19 protein-coding genes are annotated in these 15,372 nt (G+C 35.5%); 15 read left to right on the plus strand and 4 right to left on the minus strand.

Going from position 1 to position 15,372, the window contains the following annotated elements:
* Window positions 1-57: 57 nt before the first annotated feature.
* From GS03_RS07285 to GS03_RS07355, 15 genes are all read left to right on the plus strand, one after another.
* A complete protein-coding gene (locus GS03_RS07285; RefSeq protein ID WP_136151884.1) occupies window positions 58-483 on the plus strand; it encodes a response regulator in 426 nt (141 codons plus the stop codon).
* A 54-nt stretch (window positions 484-537) separates the two neighbouring features.
* Window positions 538-1,446: an XdhC family protein gene (locus GS03_RS07290; protein WP_136151885.1), complete on the plus strand. Its 909-nt coding sequence runs from the start codon at window positions 538-540 to the stop codon at window positions 1,444-1,446.
* On the plus strand, window positions 1,443-2,612 hold the full coding sequence (locus tag GS03_RS07295; protein WP_136151886.1) for a molybdopterin molybdotransferase MoeA: 1,170 nt from the start codon (window positions 1,443-1,445) through the stop codon (window positions 2,610-2,612). Before GS03_RS07290 ends, GS03_RS07295 begins: the two co-directional genes overlap by 4 nt.
* A 45-nt stretch (window positions 2,613-2,657) precedes the next feature.
* Complete coding sequence (locus GS03_RS07300) at window positions 2,658-3,404, plus strand: sulfite exporter TauE/SafE family protein (protein WP_136151887.1); 747 nt, start codon at window positions 2,658-2,660, stop codon at window positions 3,402-3,404.
* Entirely contained in the window at window positions 3,404-3,646 is a 243-nt protein-coding gene (locus GS03_RS07305; protein WP_136151888.1) for a MoaD/ThiS family protein, read from the plus strand. Before GS03_RS07300 ends, GS03_RS07305 begins: the two co-directional genes overlap by 1 nt.
* A gap of 12 nt (window positions 3,647-3,658) precedes the next feature.
* A complete protein-coding gene (locus tag GS03_RS07310) occupies window positions 3,659-4,687 on the plus strand; it encodes a HesA/MoeB/ThiF family protein (RefSeq protein ID WP_136151889.1) in 1,029 nt (342 codons plus the stop codon).
* A complete protein-coding gene (locus GS03_RS07315; RefSeq protein ID WP_136151890.1) occupies window positions 4,674-5,120 on the plus strand; it encodes a molybdenum cofactor biosynthesis protein MoaE in 447 nt (148 codons plus the stop codon). The genes GS03_RS07310 and GS03_RS07315 overlap by 14 nt, the downstream gene beginning before the upstream one ends.
* Window position 5,121: 1 nt before the next feature.
* Entirely contained in the window at window positions 5,122-6,036 is a 915-nt protein-coding gene (moaCB, locus tag GS03_RS07320) for a bifunctional molybdenum cofactor biosynthesis protein MoaC/MoaB (RefSeq protein WP_136151891.1), read from the plus strand.
* Window positions 6,023-7,030 (plus strand): GTP 3',8-cyclase MoaA, encoded by a 1,008-nt coding sequence (moaA, locus tag GS03_RS07325; RefSeq protein ID WP_136153088.1) that lies wholly within the window; start codon window positions 6,023-6,025, stop codon window positions 7,028-7,030. The genes moaCB and moaA overlap by 14 nt, the downstream gene beginning before the upstream one ends.
* A gap of 354 nt (window positions 7,031-7,384) precedes the next feature.
* Window positions 7,385-8,092, plus strand: a complete 708-nt coding sequence (gene aqpZ / locus GS03_RS07330) for an aquaporin Z (RefSeq protein ID WP_136151892.1) — start codon at window positions 7,385-7,387, stop codon at window positions 8,090-8,092.
* Between the two features lie 74 nt (window positions 8,093-8,166).
* Window positions 8,167-8,769, plus strand: a complete 603-nt coding sequence (locus GS03_RS07335; protein ID WP_136151893.1) for an alpha-ketoglutarate-dependent dioxygenase AlkB family protein — start codon at window positions 8,167-8,169, stop codon at window positions 8,767-8,769.
* Window positions 8,770-8,802: 33 nt separating this feature from the next.
* Window positions 8,803-9,627, plus strand: a complete 825-nt coding sequence (locus GS03_RS07340) for a sterol desaturase family protein (RefSeq protein ID WP_136151894.1) — start codon at window positions 8,803-8,805, stop codon at window positions 9,625-9,627.
* Between the two features lie 107 nt (window positions 9,628-9,734).
* Entirely contained in the window at window positions 9,735-10,007 is a 273-nt protein-coding gene (locus tag GS03_RS07345) for a TIGR03643 family protein (protein WP_136151895.1), read from the plus strand.
* Window positions 10,008-10,142: 135 nt separating this feature from the next.
* Window positions 10,143-12,056 carry a M61 family metallopeptidase gene (locus GS03_RS07350; protein ID WP_136151896.1) on the plus strand — a complete coding sequence of 638 codons (1,914 nt, stop codon included), beginning with the start codon at window positions 10,143-10,145 and terminating at the stop codon, window positions 12,054-12,056.
* A gap of 136 nt (window positions 12,057-12,192) precedes the next feature.
* Window positions 12,193-12,909: a DUF4369 domain-containing protein gene (locus GS03_RS07355; protein WP_136151897.1), complete on the plus strand. Its 717-nt coding sequence runs from the start codon at window positions 12,193-12,195 to the stop codon at window positions 12,907-12,909.
* Window positions 12,910-12,935: 26 nt separating this feature from the next.
* Here GS03_RS07355 and GS03_RS07360 read toward each other — a convergent pair whose 3' ends face one another.
* From GS03_RS07360 to GS03_RS07375, 4 genes are all read right to left on the minus strand, one after another.
* Window positions 12,936-13,433: an SRPBCC family protein gene (locus GS03_RS07360; protein ID WP_136151898.1), complete on the minus strand. Its 498-nt coding sequence runs from the start codon at window positions 13,431-13,433 to the stop codon at window positions 12,936-12,938.
* A complete protein-coding gene (locus tag GS03_RS07365; protein ID WP_136151899.1) occupies window positions 13,430-13,750 on the minus strand; it encodes an ArsR/SmtB family transcription factor in 321 nt (106 codons plus the stop codon). The genes GS03_RS07360 and GS03_RS07365 overlap by 4 nt, the downstream gene beginning before the upstream one ends.
* Before the next feature lie 127 nt (window positions 13,751-13,877).
* A complete protein-coding gene (locus GS03_RS07370; protein ID WP_136151900.1) occupies window positions 13,878-14,279 on the minus strand; it encodes a DUF1801 domain-containing protein in 402 nt (133 codons plus the stop codon).
* Window positions 14,280-14,298: 19 nt separating this feature from the next.
* Entirely contained in the window at window positions 14,299-15,288 is a 990-nt protein-coding gene (locus GS03_RS07375; RefSeq protein WP_136151901.1) for a hypothetical protein, read from the minus strand.
* Window positions 15,289-15,372 lie beyond the last annotated feature (84 nt).

Consider the following 15,372-nt stretch of genomic DNA (forward strand, 5'->3'; position numbering starts at 1 on the left):
ATCAGATATTAAAAGCGTAGTTTAGCCGACGGATAATTTAATTTTCAAAAAGACTTTATGAATAAAAATGGACCAATAATAGTTATTGAAGACGACATGGATGATCAGGAACTGATGGCGGAAGTATTTGAGGAATTAGGTTATAAAAATGAAATACTCTTTTTTGGAGATGGTGAACTAGCGCTCGATCATTTAGTAAACAATCATGTAGAACCTTTTATTGTGTTTTCGGACATCAATATGCCCAAGTTAAACGGAATGGAACTTAGGGAAAAAATCCATAACAATGAAGATTTAAATCTTAAATGCACTCCGTATTTATTTTTCTCTACAAGTAATGAACAGCAACATATAATTGATGCATATTCAAAATCAGTTCAGGGTTTTTTTGTCAAGCCTCGTACTTATGATGATTTAAGAAAAACATTAAAAACGATAGTTGAATATTGGAAAACATGTGTCTCTCCAAATTATGTTAAATAATATTTCTATAACTTCGTTTTTTCAAACATAGTAGTCGTTTCATAAACCGAAACAATGATTTTAGATTTTTATAGAAGCGTTTCCCAAAGTCTTCAATCCGAAAAGCGATTGGTACTGATGGTTGTGATTGCCAATGAAGGCAGCAGTCCGGGACGAAAAGGTTTTAAGATGTCAGTTACTAAACACGGAATGTTCGGAACGATTGGCGGCGGAATCATGGAACATAAGTTGGTGGAATATGCACAATCGCTTTTGGACAAACCAACTTTTCAACCATTTATAAAACACCAAATCCACGATAAATCGGCACCCAAAGACCAATCGGGAATGATATGTTCGGGGCAGCAGACGATTGCTTTTTATGATATTAAAGCTGATTTTCTTCCGTTGGTGAATCAAATTATAACGGAAGAAAATTTCGAGATTACATACAACAATTTCGGAATTAATGTCACTTCCGAAAACCCGGAATGGTCGTTTACCGAAACCAATTCGCTACCACAAAAAGTCTATATCATTGGAGGCGGACATGTAGGTTTGGCGTTGAGCGAAGTGCTTTCACGTATGGATTTTGAGATTCATATTCTTGATCATCGCGAGAATTTGAATACGATGATGCAGAATAACTTCGTGCATTCAAGACAAACCGTCGAATTTGAACAAATTCAAAATTATATTCCAGAAGGAAATGATGTTTATGTAGTGATTATGTCGTTTGGTTACCGAACAGATGATATTATCATTCGCAGGTTAATCGACAAAAAATTCAAATACATTGGACTGCTTGGAAGCAAGGAAAAAATAGCAACACTGTTTTCAAAAATGGTTGAAGATGGTTTTGATAAAGATAATATTGCCAAAGTCTATGCGCCAATTGGCATTGATATCAAAAGCGAAACAACTCAGGAAATCGCGATTAGTGTTGCCGCACAGTTAATCAGAGTTAAAAACCAAAACAGATGATTTCTACTTCCGAAGCCTTTTCGATTCTTGAAAATCTGAATTATTCCAAAAGAGTAGTAGAGCTTTCGCTATTGGAAGCACGTAATCATGTTTTAGCTGAAACGGTTTATTCGCCAATCAATATGCCGCCGTTTAGACAGGCAACGATGGATGGTTTCGCGATTGCGTTGCACGATTCGTTACAGTATGAAATTGTTGGTGAAGTCAAAGCAGGTGATTTCTTTACAAATGAATTAAAGCCCGGTCAAGCCGTAAAAATATTCACTGGTGCCGCTGTTCCCAATTCGGCTCAGGCTGTAATCCAGATTGAGAAAGTTAGCGTTACGAATTCTGATTTGTTTCTTCAAGAAAATATAAAACCGGAAACCAATATCCGTCAACTCGGCGCACAGATTACTAAAGACGCAGTTGCTTTGGAAGAAGGCACGTTTTTAAACCCGGCAGCAATCGGGTTTTTAACGGGATTGGGGATTACCAAAGTCAAAGTATTTCAAAAGCCTTCTGTTGGAATTGTTGTAACCGGAAATGAGCTGATTTCAGCAGGTGAAAATTTGCCAAACGGAAAAGTGTACGAAAGCAACACAATAATGCTGCAAACGGCTTTATTTGATGCAAATTTTAATACTGTTTCGCTTTACAAAGTCAACGATGATTTTGAAAACACGAAAAGCACACTAAAAAAAGCAATCAATGAGAATGATGTTGTCTTGGTTTCGGGTGGAATTTCTGTTGGTGATTATGATTTCGTAGGCAAAGCTTTAGAAAGTTTAGAAGTCGAAACGTTGTTTTATAAAGTCAATCAAAAACCAGGAAAACCTTTGTTGGTTGGGAAACAAAACGATAAACTTATCTTTGCCTTACCCGGAAATCCGGCAGCGAGTTTGACTTGCTTTTATGTGTATGTGTTGCCAACACTGCAAAGACGTTCGGGAATAAAACACACTTATGGTTCACAACTGAAGAAGAGTTTAGCTCATGATTTTACCGTTGATAATCCGCGTAGTCAGTTTTTGAAAGCCTTTATTGTTGATGATGAAGTTACGATTTTATCACATCAGGATTCGGGAATGTTGAATTCGTTTGCTCTTGCGAACGCTTTGGTTTATGTTCCAAATGGGAATTATCAATTGTCAAAAGGCGATAAAGTTTCGGTTTATCTTATCTAAAATCATAATTGTCTTTATATTTACGGTTCGTTAATTTTTACAACTATGCTTGCTGGCGAACTCATTCAATCTCCGTTATTACTCATTTTATTGCTGCTTGTAGCATTTTTATATGCCAGCGTCGGTCATGGTGGAGCAAGTGGCTATTTGGCTTTGATGAGTTTGTTTGCGTTTCCGGTTACGTATATGAAACCAACCGCTTTGGTGTTGAATATATTGGTTTCGGCTATTTCTTTTTATTTTTATTATCGTGAAAAGAAGTTTGAAAGGAAATTGTTTTATCCTTTTGCCATAACCTCAATTCCATTCTCTTTTTTAGGTGGAAGCCTTACGATTGAAACGCACATCTATAAAATCATTTTAGCCACGGTTTTATTATTTGCCGTAGGAAGATTAGTTGGTATATTAGGAAAACAAAAAGGAGAATTAAAACCAATAAACATTCCTTTAGCCTTATTCATTGGAGCCGTAATCGGATTTTTATCAGGATTGATAGGCATTGGTGGCGGTATCATCTTGAGTCCGGTGATTTTGCTTTTGGGTTGGGCAGATATCAAAAAAAGCGCAGCAGTTTCGGCTTTGTTTATTTTGGTGAATTCTGTTTCCGGGCTTTTCGGATTTGTGTCCAAAGGTGGAATCCTGCCAATTTCTTCGCTATCTTTGATAGCCGTAGTTTTGGTTGGTGGAATTCTCGGAGGTTACTTCGGAAGCAAAAAAATGAACGTTCAAATGTTGCGAAATGTTTTGGCTTTGGTTTTACTGATTGCTATCTTTAAATTGTACACAACCTAATGGAAATTACAGTCAAATATTTCGGAATTTTAGCAGATATTACCAAAAAAAAGGAAGAGTCATTTTTTATCGATGATGAGTCAAATACGTTAAAATTGCTACAATCAAAAATTGAAATAAAATATCCTAAAATACTGGTTATTAATTATTCAATAGCTGTAAATAAAAAATTCTTACAAAATGATATTTCGTTAAAAAACAACGATATAATTGCTTTTTTGCCGCAGTTTGCCGGAGGTTAAAATTTAAACAAAATGAAACGATACGAAAGACAAATTGTCATGCCTGAAATTGGAATTTCAGGGCAAAAAAAACTAGCCGAAGCCAGAGTTTTAATTATTGGCGTTGGTGGTTTGGGTTGTCCTGTTTTGCAAAATCTTGCTGGTGCCGGAGTTGGAACTATCGGTCTTGTTGATGGTGATGTTGTAGATGAAACCAATTTGCATCGGCAGTTTCTATATTCGTTGAATGATTGCGGTAGAAATAAAGTCGAAGTTGCTGCTGAAGTTACTTTAAAACAAAACCCGGAAGTAAGCATAATTCGGTATTCAGAATATTTCGCCAAGCAAAATTGCCTTGAAATTGTTTCTGATTACCAAATCATTATCGATTGTACAGACAATATTCCGACACGCTATCTGATAAACGATGTAGCAGTGGCAAAAGGAATTCCGATGGTTTATGCTTCGATTCATAAATTCGAAGGGCAGCTTTCGGTTTTCAATTATAAAAACGGACCAACTTACCGTTGTTTATTTCCGGAAGATGATCGGTTAGAAGTCATTCCAAATTGTAACGATTCGGGAGTTTTGGGAGTTTTACCTAATGTTTTAGGAACGCTGCAGGCGAATGAAGTATTGAAAATTATCCTGGAAATCGGAGAAGTTTTGAGTGGTGAATTATTATTGTATAATAGTTTAGATAATAGTTTTCAAACTATTAAAATTCAAAAAGATACAAATTTAATAAACGAAAATAATTTTATAAATAAAAGCATCTCGATAACCGATTTTTTCACCAATGATGATTCGCTGATAATTGATATCAGGGAAGAATATGAAGAACCAAAATTGGATTTGGAAACTATCAAAAACGTACCTTTGTCACAGTTAGATAACTTCCTGAAAGACGTTGATTCAAACCAAAAAATAATTCTGGTTTGTCAACACGGAAACAGAAGTGAACTAGCTGTTGAATATCTTATAAAAAAAGGATTTATCAATGTTTTTCATTTGCAAAACGGAATAGAATCTTTAGAGAGAATAAATAATGACAACAGATAAACCTAAAAAAACAACATTCATTCAGGGAGCAATTTCCTCACAGTTCATTGGAAATTCCGTTGCGAAGCACCAAAGTAAAACCACTATTGGCGCGCACAATATTTTCCTTGGTCAGGTTCGTGCCGATGAAATTGATGGCAAAACTGTTGTGGCAATTGATTATTCGGCTTATGAAGAAATGGCGGAGCAAAGTTTTTACGAGATACGCGAAGCGGCTTTCGCCAAATATCAATTAACTTGTATGCATATTTATCACAGCTTAGGAGTTGTAAAAACGGGCGAAATTTGTTTGTTTGTCTTTGTTTCTGCGCCACGAAGAAAAGTAGTTTTTGAAGCGTTAGAATTTTTGGTAGAAGAAATAAAACAAAAAGTTCCGGTATTTGGTAAGGAAATCTTTGAAGACGAAAGCTATACCTGGAAAAAAAACACATAAAATGGTTGATATCACACATAAAATCACAACGTTAAGAACTGCGACGGCACAAGCCATTGTAACCGTTGGCTCGGCGGAAACGATTCAGGCAATTTTGGACAAAAAAGTTCCAAAAGGCGATGTGTTGGAAGTGTCGAGAACTGCTGGTTTATTTGCGGTTAAAAACACCTCAAGCGCAATTCCGGACTGTCATCCAATACCAATTGAGTATACCGGAATACATTTCGAGTGTTTGAAAGAAAGCATCAAAATTGAAGTTACGGTAAAGACGATTTACAAAACCGGTGTTGAGGTTGAAGCCATGCATGGCGCGTCAATTGTAGCGTTGACGATGTATGATATGTTGAAGCCAATTGATAAAAACGTTGAAATTTCAACTGTAAAATTACTCCACAAAAAAGGCGGAAAATCAGATTATGATGTAAAGCAAAGCCCAAGCTTAAATGTGGCTGTTTTAGTTTGTTCTGATAGTGTTTCGGCCGGAAAGAAGAAAGACAGCGCAGGTAAAATCATTACAGAAAAGCTTGAAAAAATAGGGTTGACGATTGCTAACTATGACATCATTCCCGACGAAATAAAAGAAATTCAAAATAATGTAAACCAGCTTTGCAATAAGAAAACGGATTTGATTATTCTGGCTGGCGGAACCGGTTTGTCTAAAAGAGATATCACTCCGGAAGCCATTATTCCTTTGATTGACAGAAGAATTCCGGGAATTGAAGAAGCTATTCGCTCGTACGGACAAGAACGCACTCCGTTTGCGATGTTGTCCAGAAGTGTTGTTGGGTTTAAAGGACAGACTTTGCTTATGGCTTTACCTGGTTCAACCAATGGCGCGGCAGAATCAATAGATGCAGTTTTTCCGTCTGTATTGCATTTGTTTCAATTGTTGAATGGTTTTGATCATGGAAAATAATAGTCTTTTGCAGGATACATTCGGACGCAAACACGATTATTTGCGCATTTCGATTACGGAACACTGTAATTTGAGATGTACGTATTGCATGCCTGAAGACGGAATCTCGCTTACGCCAAAGTCGCATTTGATGACGGCTGATGAAATTGTTTCCATTGCGCAAACCTTTGTCAATCTTGGTGTGACTAAAATCAGATTGACTGGTGGTGAACCTTTGGTTCGGAAAGATGCTAGAGATGTTATTTTGAGATTGGGGAAATTAGGTGTGAATTTATCCATTACGACTAACGGAATTCTTGTTTCCAACTTTATTGAAACGTTCAAAGAAGCCGGAATTAAAACCGTAAACATTAGCATTGACAGTTTGGTAAAAGACAAGTTTAACCAAATTACCAGACGTGAATATTTTGATATTGTTCAGAAAAACATTGATTTATTGCTGAGGGAAAAATTTAATGTTAAACTTAACGTAGTTTTGATTAAGTCATTTAATGACAATGAAATACTTGATTTTATTGCTGTGACAAAAAGCAAAAATGTTCAGGTTCGTTTTATAGAATTCATGCCGTTCAGTGGTAACCAATGGGATAAGTCGAAGTTGGTTTCGTATGCCGAAATTTTGGAAACCATACAATCGAAATATACCATTTCCGAAATCGAACGTTTGCAAGATTCGCCAAATGATACTGCCAAAAACTTCAAAATTAATTCGCATCTGGGAAGCTTCGCTATCATCAGTTCGGTTACGAATCCGTTTTGCAGCACCTGCAACCGCATTCGTTTAACGGCTGACGGAAAGCTAAAAAACTGCTTGTTTTCAAATTCTGAAACATCACTGCTCGAAGTTCTTCGTGCCGGTGAATCTATCATTCCATTAATTGAACAAAACCTGCTTTCTAAAAAAGCGGTTCGAGCCGGAATGGACGACGACTTGAAATTCCAGAATCCTGAACTATTTTCTCAAAATAGAAGCATGATTGCCATTGGCGGATAAATTATTTTCAGTGACTATCGGAAAGATTACATCAAGCAAAGAAGATGGACTTGATGCTTGCATAAATTTTCAAAAAGCTTTGTGTCTTAGTGACTTTGCGAGATTTAACTGGCTCGCAAAGTCACTAAGACGCAATGAAAATTCACTAACATGTCAGAAAGAAACTTTGGTATAAAGTTTCCGATTGTCATTTAATTTTCTTTTCGATTCAAACACCAAATTCATAATTCGTAATTCATAGTTAGTTCAGAACCTTGTTAATAAGTTTGCTTCAACTCATTTTATAACAAGTAATTTCCTTTCTAATTTTAGTTTACCAACCAATCGTGATTTTCACGACTTAAAACTAAACTTATGAAAAAATTATTTGCAGAATTTTTTGGTACTTACTGGCTTGTCTTTGGCGGCTGTGGAAGTGCGTTGTTTGCAGCAGGAATCCCTAATTTAGGAATCGGATTTGCCGGTGTTGCTTTAGCATTTGGATTAACCGTTTTGACAATGGCTTATGCTGTTGGTCATATTTCTGGTGGACATTTCAATCCAGCGGTTTCTTTCGGACTTTGGGCAGGAGGAAGATTTTCAGCAAAAGAATTGTTGCCATACATTGTTTCGCAATGTGCCGGAGCGATTGCAGCTGCAGGAACACTTTTCTTTATCTGGTCCGGAAAAACAGGTAACGTTATCGACAATACCAAAGCCGGTGCTTTTGCCTCCAACGGTTTTGATGCTTTTTCTCCCGATGGTTATTCGATGATTTCCTGCTTTGCAGCCGAATTCGTTTTAACAGCATTCTTTTTGCTTATAATTTTGGGAGCAACCGATAAATTCGCCAACGGAAAATTTGCAGGCGTTGCTATTGGTTTGGGCTTAACATTAATTCACTTGGTGAGTATTCCAATTACAAATACATCCGTAAATCCTGCTCGTTCTTTATCACAGGCTATTTTTACTGGTGGTGAACCATTAAATCAGGTTTGGTTGTTTTGGGCAGCACCAATTGCCGGAGCAATAGTTGGTGGTTTCATCTATAAAATGTTATTACAGAAATCAGATACTGAATAAATAAATTTACCTAACCAATGTCTTTAAGAGAAAAAGAGCGAAATCAATCCTCTTTTTCTCTTTATTTTTGTGTTATGAATTCACTTTTCTCCAAAGAGCCATTGCATTTTTCCTTGCCGGATGCCGACATTGACTATTATCCTAATTTCTTTGAAAGCCATCGCGCTAATGAGTTTTTCGAGAAACTAAAAAACGAAATTCCGTGGCAGCAGGATAACATCACTGTTTTTGGAAAAACACATCCACAACCCAGATTGACGGCACTTTTTGGCAACGAAGGAAAACCATACGGTTATTCAAATATTGTAATGCAGCCACATCATTGGAATCCGTTATTGATGTTTATTAAAAATGAAATTGAGGAAATCTGCCAGGAAAACTTTACCACAGTTTTGCTCAACTATTATCGCGACGGAAAAGACAGCAACGGCTGGCATGCCGATAATGAAAAAGAATTAGGACGAAATCCAGTTATTGCTTCGGTGAGTTTTGGTGCCGAAAGGTATTTCCATTTGCAGCATAATACGATTAAAGAACAAAAGCTGAAAATCAATCTGGAACACGGAAGTTTGCTTATTATGAAAGGTTCGACACAGCATTTCTGGAAACATCAAATTCCGAAAACAGCTGCGGCAATTGGTCCAAGAATAAATCTGACTTTCCGAATTATCAAATAAGTAGTTTTGTTATATTTGATAAAAAAACTAATCATGGACGAGATTATAAATTATTTTTCTACGATTCCGTCTTCGCACAGAGCGCTGATTTTAGCCGGTGGAATTGCTTTCTTTTGGCTGATAGAAACGGCTGTTCCCTTTTTTAAATTCAGTTATGACAAATGGCAGCACGCCGGAATCAATATCTTTTTTACAGTTACCACCATAATCGTTAATTTCTGTTTGGCCATTATTTTATTAAAAGCGGCTGATTGGGCAACCGAAAATCATTTTGGATTTCTAAACTGGTTACCCGAATTCAATATTTGGATTTATACGATAATTGGTTTGCTACTTTTGGATTTAATCGGAGCTTATTTAATTCATCTGATAGAGCATAAAGTCAAATTTTTGTGGCGGTTTCATTTGATACATCATACTGATACCTGGATTGACACGACTTCGGCCAACAGGCATCATCCGGGCGAAAGTGTGTTGCGGTTTATTTTTACGACGCTCGGTGTTTTGATTGTCGGTTGCCCAATGTGGATGGTTTTTTTATACCAAACTTTATCCGTTGTGGCGACACAATTTAATCATGCTAATATCACTTTACCCAAAAAACTCGATAGGATTCTAAGCTATTTTATTGTTTCTCCCGATATGCACAAAGTCCATCATCATTACGTTTTGCCTTATACCGATAGTAATTACGGCAATATTTTCTCGGTTTGGGACCGATTGTTCGGCACTTTTAAAACACTTGACAGAGAGAAATTAGTTTACGGCGTTGATACACACATGAAACCCGAAGAAAATAACAAACTTTCAAATTTGTTGATGATACCTTTTCAAAAAAGGCGTTCACCGAATTCTTAAGATTAAAAAAAAATAATATTGATGTTTGCAAACTAATTATTTTTTTTACTAATATTGAATTACGAATTAACCACTAACATTCTTAGTATTTAAATGCTTTTACAGAAATGAAAAAAAGTAGACTAGTTGAACTTGACAACGAAGAATTAGAACGAGTTGTCAGCATGGCTCAGGAGGAAAGAAAGCCTTTTGAAGTAATTAAAGAAGAATTTGGGCTTACTGAAAATGAAGTTACCGAATTAATGCGCAAACGCTTACCAAAAGACAAATTTGAACTTTGGAAAAAGAAAGCAGCCGGAAGTAAGCCAAAACCAAAGCCAATCATTGATGACTTTGATGATTTAGACAGCAAATACTACATCAAAAATAAATTTGACTAATAAAAAAACTCTTGTTCAACAAGAGTTTTTTTATTTAATACTGCTAATGATTTAGTTAATCATATCTAAAAAAGTAAAAAGAGGTGTAACTAATAATTACATTTGGGGACATATTTGAAAAATAAATTTTTAGTAATGAAGAAACTAATTGTAAGTGCCCTTTTTGCTTTAGCTGTTTTCGGTTATACTGCAAATGCACAAATGAAATCGGTGGCAAAAAAATTACCAGCCAAGGAACAGTCAAAAACGATTGTAAATTTAAATCAGGTGATTGCCGTTATTGATTTAAACAAAATAAAAGACGATAAGGTTGGTGTGACCATAACACCTCCAAAGTTCAATTCAAGGGAAATTATTTTCCACATTCCAAAGACAGTTCCGGGAACTTATTCTACAGATAATTACGGAAAACTAATTGATGATTTCAAAGCATTTGATAAAAGCGGAAAAGAATTAGCAACGACTAAAACCGATGATAATTCATGGAAAATTTCCAATGCCAAATCGTTAGCAAAAGTGACTTATTATGTAAATGACACTTACGATTCTGAAGTAGGGAAAGGCTTTATGAAGGAAGATATATTTTCGCCTTCCGGAACAAATATTTTAGAAGGTAAAAACTTCGTGGTAAACAATCATGGTTTTGTGGGTTATTTTGAAGACAAAAAACAACTAACCGAGATTCCATATAAACTTACTATTCTACATCCAAAGGATCTTAAAGGTGCTACTTCTTTAATAGACTCTGATAAAAGCGATACTGTAGATACCTTTATGGCAAGCCGTTATTTTGATTTGACAGATAATCCAATTATGTATTCTAAATCAGATTATGAAACGTTCATGGTTGACGGAATGGAGATTGTTTTCAGTGTTTATTCTCCAAATGGCGTGCATTCTGCAAAGGAATTATTGCCTGATTTAGAGAGAACAATGCGTGCTCAAAAAGCATTTTTAGGCTCTATAAATAACAACAAAAGATATACTGTTTTATTGTACTTATCGGATGATGAAAAAAATGATGCTAAAGGTTACGGAGCATTGGAACACCATACTTCAACAACTGTAGTTTTCCCTGAAAGTATGGATAAAGAAAGCTTGGAGGAGCAATTAAAAGATGTAGTGTCGCATGAGTTTTTCCACACCGTAACGCCGCTGGCTATTCATTCTAAAGAGATTGAATATTTTGATTACAGCAACCCAAAGATGTCAAAACATTTATGGATGTACGAAGGCGTAACCGAATATTTTGCTAATTTATTTCAGGTAAATCAAGGGCTGATTACTGCAGACGAGTTTTACGAAAGAATGGTTGAAAAAATGAGTCATGCTAAGAGAATGAACGATACGATGCCGTTTACTGAAATGAGTGCCAATGTTTTGGTTGCACCCTATAAAGATCAGTACTTAAATGTATACGAAAAAGGCGCTTTAATTGGGATGTGCATTGATATTATCATTCGTGAAAAAAGCGATGGTAAAAAAGGAATTTTAAACCTAATGAAAGATTTGTCAAATATGTATGGCGTAAAAAAATCTTTTGATGATGAAGAACTTTTTGGTGTAATAACCAAACTGACCTATCCTGAAGTAGGCGAGTTTTTAAATACCTATGTTGCCGGACCAACACCAATTCCGTATGACGACTATTTTGCTAAAGTGGGCGTTCACAAAGCTAAAGTACAGGTACAGGCAAATCCATTTTTGAAAGATCAAAAAATCCCATTCATCACGGTAAATCCTGCTACAAAAGAAATTATGGTAGTTCCTGGTGGAAAGTTGAATAGTTTTATGAATACTTTGGGCTTAAAAGGCGGTGATACTATTATGGCATTTAATGACAAACCGTATAATCTTGACAATATTTACGACCTGATAATGATAAGCCAAGGCTGGAAAACAGATGATGATATCAGTGTTAAAATTAAAAGAGATGGTGTTGAGCAAACCATAAAAGGAAAGGTAAAATTAGATTTTGATGAAGTCGAAGGATATACATTCACAGACGAATCAAAAAAGGGATTAAATAAATATTGGTTAAAAGGATAAATTTCCTCGTCACTTCGAGTTTTCAAAAGCTTTGATTTTGAAAGTATCGAGAAGCAACTTCAAATCCTCAATTTGTTCATCAGATTGAGGATTTTTTTGTATTATTGCCACCCTTAACGAAGTTAAAAATTAAAACATGCGTAAATCAATTCTTGCCCTATTTTCAATCTTACTTTTAATCGGTTGTTCCGAAAAAGAATCATCCAAAAACTTTGTGTTAACCGGAAATATCAAAGGATTAAAAAATGGCACCTTATACATTCAAAGAGTAAAAGACACAACGCTTGTTGCCATTGATACTATAAAAATTAGTGGTGACTCTCATTTCACCAGCGAATTTGATTTGCAATCGCCTGAAATGCTGTATTTGTTTTTGGATCGTGGCGTAACCAATTCGTTAGACAATAACATTCCGTTCTTTGCCGAGAAAGGAAAGATGAATATCGAAACGTCATTAGATTTCTTTACGGCCGATGTTAAAATCACAGGTTCTAAAAATCAGGAACTTTATGATGAATACAACAAAGTGGTTTCGAGATTTGTCGATCAGGATTTAGACTTGATTGAAAAAAAATACAACGCGATAATAGCCAAAAAGACAGAAGAAGTCAATAAAATAGAAGAACAACAAAAGGCAGTCTTAAAAAGAAAATACCTCTATACTACCAATTTTGCTGTAAACCACGGCGATTATGAAGTGGCGCCTTATGTGGCTTTGGCTGAGATTTACGACATCAATTTAAAGTTTATGGATACCATCCAAAAATCGATGACGCCTAAGGTTTCTAAATCACTATATGGTAAAAAACTAAACGATTTTATTGCTGCCAGAAAAAAGGAAGAGAATAAATAAGTTTCCGGCAGCAATTTTTCTTTTAGTTAGCGTTGCGATAATGTTGCAAATAATTCATCCAGGCTATTCAATGTCATTGTAAATCCTTCTTTGAAGCCCATTTCAATCATTTTCTCCATGCGTTCAAGCGATTCATTATAAATACTGATACTGACTTTTGTCTTTCCGTTTTGTTCGCTAAAATTCAAATCCCATTCCGAACCCGGTAATTGTGGATTTTCTTCTGCATCTGCAAAAGCATTCAACATTTTGAAATTGGTTTTAGGACTAATAGAAGTATATTTCTGAATAGACCACATCTCTAATCCATCAGGACTTACCATCGCGTAAAATCTACGGCCACCAACTTCAAAATTCATAATTTTTGTTTTAGATGCCCAAGGTTTTGGTGCCCACCATTGGTCAAGAATTTCCTGTGTGGTAAAAGCATCCCAAACCAACGAAAGGTCGGCAGCAAATTCTCTGTCAATAAATACCGTTTTTGTTGCTTTGTCAACGGTAAAATCAAATAGCAAATTGTTCATTTTTTCTGTTGTTTAATAGTTGATAATACTTTGTCGAGTTGATTGAATCGGGTTTCCCAAATTTCCCTGAATTGGGCTAACCATTTGTCAATCTCTTTCATCTTTTCAATTTCAAGTGAGTAGAAAATTTCCCTGCCTTGTTGTTCCTGTTTTACAATTTCGCATTCTGTGAGTATGCGAAGGTGTTTGGAAACCGCTTGTCGCGTGGTATTGAAATTTTCAGCAATGGCGTTCGGTGTCATTGCCTGCAATGCAATTAAGGTGATAATGCCACGTCTTGTTGGGTCGGATATCGCCTGAAAAATATCTCTTCTCATAATGTTTCGTTTTTATATATGAAACCAATCAGTTGCAAATATATGCGCAACTATTCGGTTTCGCAAATTTTTGACGTTAAATTTTTTAAAATGTTGAAAAGTTCCTTAGGATTATGGGACTGAACAGTTATTTTTCTATTTGGTCAATCCAGTTGTTTATGGCTTTTAGTAGCTGGGTTTCTTTTTGATTTACGTCTTCTACAGAAGCAAGTTCGACAATCTTTCTGCCATCGGGATAATCTTTTCCGCCTAAGCCAATAGCAGCATCAATGGTATTTCCGGTTGGGAAAACGATTAGGATTTTTCCGCGATGCAAATTGATAACTGCCAAATCACGTTTGTATTCTTTGGGATTAAATGCTTTCATTTCGCCACTGTAGTAAAAGCTTGGCGAATTCCATTTGATATGTTCCGCAATTTCGGGATTGGCATTTAGAAAAATATCCCGTAGTTTTTGAACAACATCCCGACTTGGGACTTCAATCCCATTTATATGTTCGGTAACGGTTTGCGATTTTCTGTCTGACATTTTGGTTTTCAATAGTTTGTTACAAACCGCTGTTAGCTGTAGTTTTTCTTTTCAGTAATTGTAGAATCATTGGAAAAGTTAAGAACACAAGCCATATCATTGTGTGCCTTGGTAATATTTGATATTTATAATTTAACAAATAAATTGTTCCAGAGTAAAAAATACAAAATAACGAATGACTAATTAATACTTGCTGATCTGAATACCTATCGATGTGATCTTCCTTATTTTCTTTGAGGTCATTTTTATAATTTCCATTTCTGCTCGGAAGAAATGCAGCTAGGAGCATATAATTTTGCATTATATAAACTGCAGAGACGCCTAAAAGGAAATATTGAAGTCCAATATAAAGTCCTTGTGATAAATATGCTGTTGTTTCAATATCTTGGTTACTAAAAACTCTAACTATATTGTCAGTTGCAAAAGCAAACATTACGATAGAACTCCATATACTCAACGCTAATCTATTGGTTTTGGTCAGTTGAATATTTGTAAAGGCATTCACAATTGAGAATGCCGAAAAAACAAATACAATGCTCAAGACTATTAATGCAAAAATATTATGATAATTTGTAAATCCATAATCAATACACCAATATATTAATGATATAGACAGGAGCAGAGTTAAGCCTTCGCTCAATTTAGCAGTTACTTGGTCTTTGCTATATATGGCAAAAGCTATGGTGAAAAAGAAAATAAAAGTATATGGCCAACTTTCAATATGATTTTCAAAAATATAATCATGTTCTCTTTTACCAGGAAGAAAGTTAAGTAGGCTAAAAAAGTAAGCTCCTAAGAAAATCGATATTACATTCTTCAAACTATTTATAACCCTGTAGCTTTCAAAAAGTAATCCTGCAAATAAAGCAAGTAAGCTAACTGAGAAAAGTTTTCTGTCACATATAGAAGCTCTGTAGCCTATATATATTGTAAATGCTAAACTAAAAACGCCTACAATAATTATAATTGTTGTCAAGTCAAAACCGGCTGATTTCTTTTTATTTGTCAATAGTACTTTTGTGTTTTAAAATTTCAGTTAACGTTAGGCCGCTTCACGATGTTGACGGAAAAGCGGAATGAGTTCTCTCTGCCA

Origin of the sequence: Flavobacterium sangjuense (genome assembly GCF_004797125.1) — a bacterium.
Classification (GTDB): Bacteria; Bacteroidota; Bacteroidia; order Flavobacteriales; family Flavobacteriaceae; genus Flavobacterium; species Flavobacterium sangjuense.

What these genes read in the sequence shown, in the direction of transcription:
- GS03_RS07285 (WP_136151884.1), top strand. Translation starts at nt 58, where the DNA reads ATGAATAAAAATGGACCAATAATAGTTATTGAAGACGACATGGATGAT.
- GS03_RS07290 (WP_136151885.1), top strand. Translation starts at nt 538, where the DNA reads ATGATTTTAGATTTTTATAGAAGCGTTTCCCAAAGTCTTCAATCCGAA.
- GS03_RS07295 (WP_136151886.1), top strand. Translation starts at nt 1,443, where the DNA reads ATGATTTCTACTTCCGAAGCCTTTTCGATTCTTGAAAATCTGAATTAT.
- GS03_RS07300 (WP_136151887.1), top strand. Translation starts at nt 2,658, where the DNA reads ATGCTTGCTGGCGAACTCATTCAATCTCCGTTATTACTCATTTTATTG.
- GS03_RS07305 (WP_136151888.1), top strand. Translation starts at nt 3,404, where the DNA reads ATGGAAATTACAGTCAAATATTTCGGAATTTTAGCAGATATTACCAAA.
- GS03_RS07310 (WP_136151889.1), top strand. Translation starts at nt 3,659, where the DNA reads ATGAAACGATACGAAAGACAAATTGTCATGCCTGAAATTGGAATTTCA.
- GS03_RS07315 (WP_136151890.1), top strand. Translation starts at nt 4,674, where the DNA reads ATGACAACAGATAAACCTAAAAAAACAACATTCATTCAGGGAGCAATT.
- moaCB (WP_136151891.1), top strand. Translation starts at nt 5,122, where the DNA reads ATGGTTGATATCACACATAAAATCACAACGTTAAGAACTGCGACGGCA.
- aqpZ (WP_136151892.1), top strand. Translation starts at nt 7,385, where the DNA reads ATGAAAAAATTATTTGCAGAATTTTTTGGTACTTACTGGCTTGTCTTT.
- GS03_RS07335 (WP_136151893.1), top strand. Translation starts at nt 8,167, where the DNA reads ATGAATTCACTTTTCTCCAAAGAGCCATTGCATTTTTCCTTGCCGGAT.
- GS03_RS07340 (WP_136151894.1), top strand. Translation starts at nt 8,803, where the DNA reads ATGGACGAGATTATAAATTATTTTTCTACGATTCCGTCTTCGCACAGA.
- GS03_RS07345 (WP_136151895.1), top strand. Translation starts at nt 9,735, where the DNA reads ATGAAAAAAAGTAGACTAGTTGAACTTGACAACGAAGAATTAGAACGA.
- GS03_RS07350 (WP_136151896.1), top strand. Translation starts at nt 10,143, where the DNA reads ATGAAGAAACTAATTGTAAGTGCCCTTTTTGCTTTAGCTGTTTTCGGT.
- GS03_RS07355 (WP_136151897.1), top strand. Translation starts at nt 12,193, where the DNA reads ATGCGTAAATCAATTCTTGCCCTATTTTCAATCTTACTTTTAATCGGT.
- GS03_RS07360 (WP_136151898.1), bottom strand. Translation starts at nt 13,433, where the DNA reads ATGAACAATTTGCTATTTGATTTTACCGTTGACAAAGCAACAAAAACG.
- GS03_RS07365 (WP_136151899.1), bottom strand. Translation starts at nt 13,750, where the DNA reads ATGAGAAGAGATATTTTTCAGGCGATATCCGACCCAACAAGACGTGGC.
- GS03_RS07370 (WP_136151900.1), bottom strand. Translation starts at nt 14,279, where the DNA reads ATGTCAGACAGAAAATCGCAAACCGTTACCGAACATATAAATGGGATT.